This is a genomic window from Frankia sp. AgKG'84/4 (assembly GCF_023242965.2).
Lineage (GTDB): Bacteria > Actinomycetota > Actinomycetes > Frankiales > Frankiaceae > Frankia.
Genome location: NZ_JALKFU020000529.1, coordinates 1 through 3,807, shown reverse-complemented (window position 1 = coordinate 3,807; position 3,807 = coordinate 1). Strand labels below are relative to the sequence as shown.

Below are 3,807 nucleotides of genomic sequence, written 5' to 3'. Positions count from 1 at the left end.
GCCCGACCCAGCACCTCGCCGTCGACGATCCGGTCGGGGTCGAGCGCCGCGCCGCCGGACGCCGACCCCACGCCCCGCACCCGGTCCAGGCCGGCGGTGACCAGCGACCGGGCAAGCTTCGCCTTGCGCACCGCGCCCGCCGGGCTCGCGAGCGCCGACGACGCGCCGATCAGCACCTGGAAGCCGCGGTCGCTGCCCCGCCAGTGCTCACGCAGGATCGGCTCGCCGGCACCGACGACGAGACGGCGGAACGCGAAGGCCACGATGGCCACGTCGTCGAGCTGACCGACGACCGGGATCATGTTCGTCAACCGGTTCTTCGGCGATGCCAGGTAGGCCAGCGCGGCGGCGGCCTCCACCTTCGCCGAGTGGGGCACCCGTGGATCGGCCACCACCCGGCGCAACATGATCACAAGGTCGGGGACGAACATCGTGATCTCTCGGCCCAGCGCTCGGGCGGTGTCCTTGTCGAGCGTCACCATGCCGCCGGGTCGCCTTTCGCAGCCGCCATCAGTCGGACTTTCCCGCCGGACGCCGGCACTAACGCCGGGCGCCGACCCATCCTGTCAACCGCTGACATTGTAGTGCGCCAGTGGATCGACCCAGGACGGCGCGAGCACCGATGATCGCGGCTGGCCGGCTGGTCCCGCGGTGGCTCAGCGCCGGCGGTGTTCGCGGAAGCCGCGCCCGGTCTTGCGGCCGAGGAAGCCGGCGCGGACGAGGTGCTCCAGCAGCGGGGCGGGAACGTACGCGGGCTCGCGGAACTGCTCGTACAGAGAGCGGGTGATCGCCAGTGTCACGTCGAGGCCGACCACGTCGGCGAGGGCGAACGGGCCCAGCGGATGACCGCAGCCCACCGTCATAGCCGTGTCGATGTCGTCGATCGTGGCGTAGTTCGCCTCCACCATCCGCACGGCGTCGTTGAGGTACGGGAACAGCAGGGCGTTGACGATGAACCCGGCCCGGTCGGCGCAGCGCACCGGGTGGCGCCCGGCCGCGCGGGCCAGTCCGAGCGCCCCCGCGATCGCCGTCTCGCCGGTGAGCACGGTCGGCACGATCTCGACCAGCCGCATCGCCGGTGCCGGATTGAACCAGTGCATGCCGACGACGTCCTCGGGCCGGCTGGTCGCCATCGCACAGTCGATGACGGGTAGCGACGAGGTGGTGGTCGCGAGGACCGCACCTGGGCGGGCCACCTTGTCGAGGTCGGTGAACAGCTCGCGCTTGACCGCCAGATCCTCGACGACGGCCTCGAGGACGAGGTCGCAGCCGCCGAGGTCGCCGAGGTCGGTGGTGGCCCGCAGGCGGCTCAGCGCGCCGTCGCGGTCCTGCTCCGAGAGCCGCCCCTTCGCGACCGCCGCGTCCAGCGACGTTCGCACCCGCGCCCGCACCCCGTCGGCGGCGTCCGGGCGCCGCGCCCGCACGATGACCTCGTGGCCCGAACGGGCCAGCACCTCCGCGATCCCCAGCGCCATCGTGCCGCTGCCCACCACGCCCACCCTCCGCACCGGGGGAACCTCGACGGCGGCCGCAGTCCCAGTGCCAACCGCAGTCCCAGTGCCAACCGCAGTCCCAGTGCCGACCACCTCGCCGGAATCCGGCGCCGTGTACGGGTAGAAGCCGCGGCCCGCCTTGCGCCCCAGCAGGCCGGCGGCGACGAGCTGACCGAGCAGCGGTGCCGGGGCGTGGCGATGGTCGCCGGTCTGCTCGTACATCGACGCGAGGATCGCCTGCGCCGCGTCGAGGCCGATCAGGTCGAGCAGGGCCAGCGGGCCCATCGGGTGCCCGCAGCCCAGCCGCATGGCCGCGTCGACGTCCTCCCGGGTGGCGAAACGCGACTCGACCATCCGCACGGCGTTGTTGAGGTAGCCGAAGAGCAGCGCGTTCACGATGAACCCGGCCCGGTCGGCCGCGACGACCGCGGTCTTGCCCGCCGCCCCCGCCAGCGCCACGACGGCCTCGAGCGCGTCGGGATCGGTCACCACCGTGCGCACGACCTCGACCAGCCCCATCACCGGCGCCGGATTGAACCAGTGCATGCCCAGCACCCGGGCGGGCCGCCCGGTCCCCGCGGCCAGCTCCGTCACCGACAGCGAGCTCGTGTTCGTCACGAGCACGGTCCCCGGCGGGCAGAGGGCGTCCAGGCGCGCGAACAGGGCCGCCTTGGCGTCCATCCGTTCGTCGATCGCCTCGATCACCAGGTCGCAGTCGGCGACGGCGGCCAGGTCGGTGCCCAGGCCGATGCGGGCGAGCAGGTCCTCCCGCGACGGTGGATCGAGGCGGCCATGGCCCTGCGCCCGGTCGAGGGAATGCGCCAGCCGCGCGCGGGCCCGCCGCAGGGATTCGTGGTCGCGTTCCACCCCGACCACGGCCAGGCCACGGTGGGCGAGGGTCTCGGCGATCCCGGCGCCCATCGTGCCGAGGCCGACCACGGCGATCCGTGGGCCACCGGGTCCGCCGGGCGCATCCTGCCGGGCGGACTCGTGCCGCTGGACGGACCCAGACCGCACGGCGGACCCAGACCGCACGGCGGACCCAGACCGCACGGCGGACCCAGACCGCACGGCGGACCCAGACCGCTGGGAGGACTCGGACCGCTGGGAGGACTCGGACCGCTGGGAGGACTCGGACCGCTGGGAGGACTCGGACCGCTGGGAGGACTCGGGCTGCTGGGAGGACTCGGCCATGCCACGCTCCTGCACGTCATCGCCGCCCCGCCACCTCGCCCGCGGGGCGGTCGGAGGCGAACCGCGGACCCGCCGATTCTCGCAGCGTTCCCGCGAGCCGGCCCAAGATCGGCCGCGACGATTCCAGACCGGGAATCACCTGGTTCGCCCCGGCGATTCACCGCTGGATCCGCCTGACCTGGACGTCGGAATTAGTGCGCCAGGTCGCAGGAAAAACGGGTGGGAACGAGCGGATGCACAAGCGGAAAAGCGCAGTCCGACGCTTCTCGGCGCCCCCGGTAAAGGCGCCGAAATCCTCAGAACAGGGTCGGAATGGACGGCTCGAGGCCGCGCAGTTCGTCGTAGTCGACGGTGGCGCAGCCCAGGCCGCGGTCGGCGGCCAGCAGCCGCGCCTGCGGAGTGATCGACTGGGCGGCGAGGATCCCGCGCACCGGGTGCGGCAGGGCCGGGTCCGCCTCCAGGCGGACGAGGTAGCGGGTCAGCTGCTCGACCCCGTCGATCTCACCCTTGCGTTTGATCTCGACAGCGACCGTGCTGCCGTCGCTGTCCCGGCAGAGCAGGTCCACCGGGCCGATGCCGGTCTCGTACTCGCGGCGCACCAGGCTCAGGCCCGGCGCGATGGCGTCCGGCCGGTCGGCGAGCAGGACCTGCAGATGCGCCTCGACGCCGTCCTTGCGCAGCCCCGGGTCGATCCCGAGCTCGTGCGAGGAGTCGTGCAGGATCTCCTCGACCGTGATGACGAGCTGCTCGGCGGCCTTGTTCGTCACCCGCCAGACGCCTTCTTCCTCGGCGATGACGCACGGCGGGCTCATCCAGTTCAGCGGCTTGTAGGCCCGGCCGTCGGCGTGGATCGACACCGACCCGTCCGCCTTGACGAGCAGCAACCGCACCGCGCTCGGCAGATGGGCGGTGAGCCGCCCCACGTAGTCCACACTGCACCGAGCGATGACGAGCCGCATGCGGTCACGGTATCGCGCCCGGTCCCTCCCGCTCCGACCAGGATGCGGGCCCACGAAGTGGTCCACCCGCCGGACCACACCGGCACCGAACCTCCCGGCGCCGGCCCCGCCGGCCCCGCCGGCCCCGCCGGGGCCGCCGGTGCGGTTCCTCGGCGCTCACT

General features: G+C 73.0%; 3 protein-coding genes. All 3 read right to left on the bottom strand.

The genetic code is table 11. The features are described from left to right. The coding region (locus tag MXD58_RS22580; RefSeq protein WP_250609875.1) for a YkvA family protein at positions 1–482 on the bottom strand (482 nt) is incomplete at its 3' end. A 174-nt stretch (positions 483–656) separates the two neighbouring features. Beyond that, positions 657–2,432 (bottom strand): 3-hydroxyacyl-CoA dehydrogenase family protein, encoded by a 1,776-nt coding sequence (locus MXD58_RS22575; RefSeq protein ID WP_308302023.1) that lies wholly within the window; start codon positions 2,430–2,432, stop codon positions 657–659. Positions 2,433–2,983: 551 nt separating this feature from the next. Then, positions 2,984–3,646: an endonuclease NucS gene (gene nucS, locus MXD58_RS22570; protein ID WP_248836698.1), complete on the bottom strand. Its 663-nt coding sequence runs from the start codon at positions 3,644–3,646 to the stop codon at positions 2,984–2,986. Between the last annotated feature and the right edge of the window lie 161 nt (positions 3,647–3,807).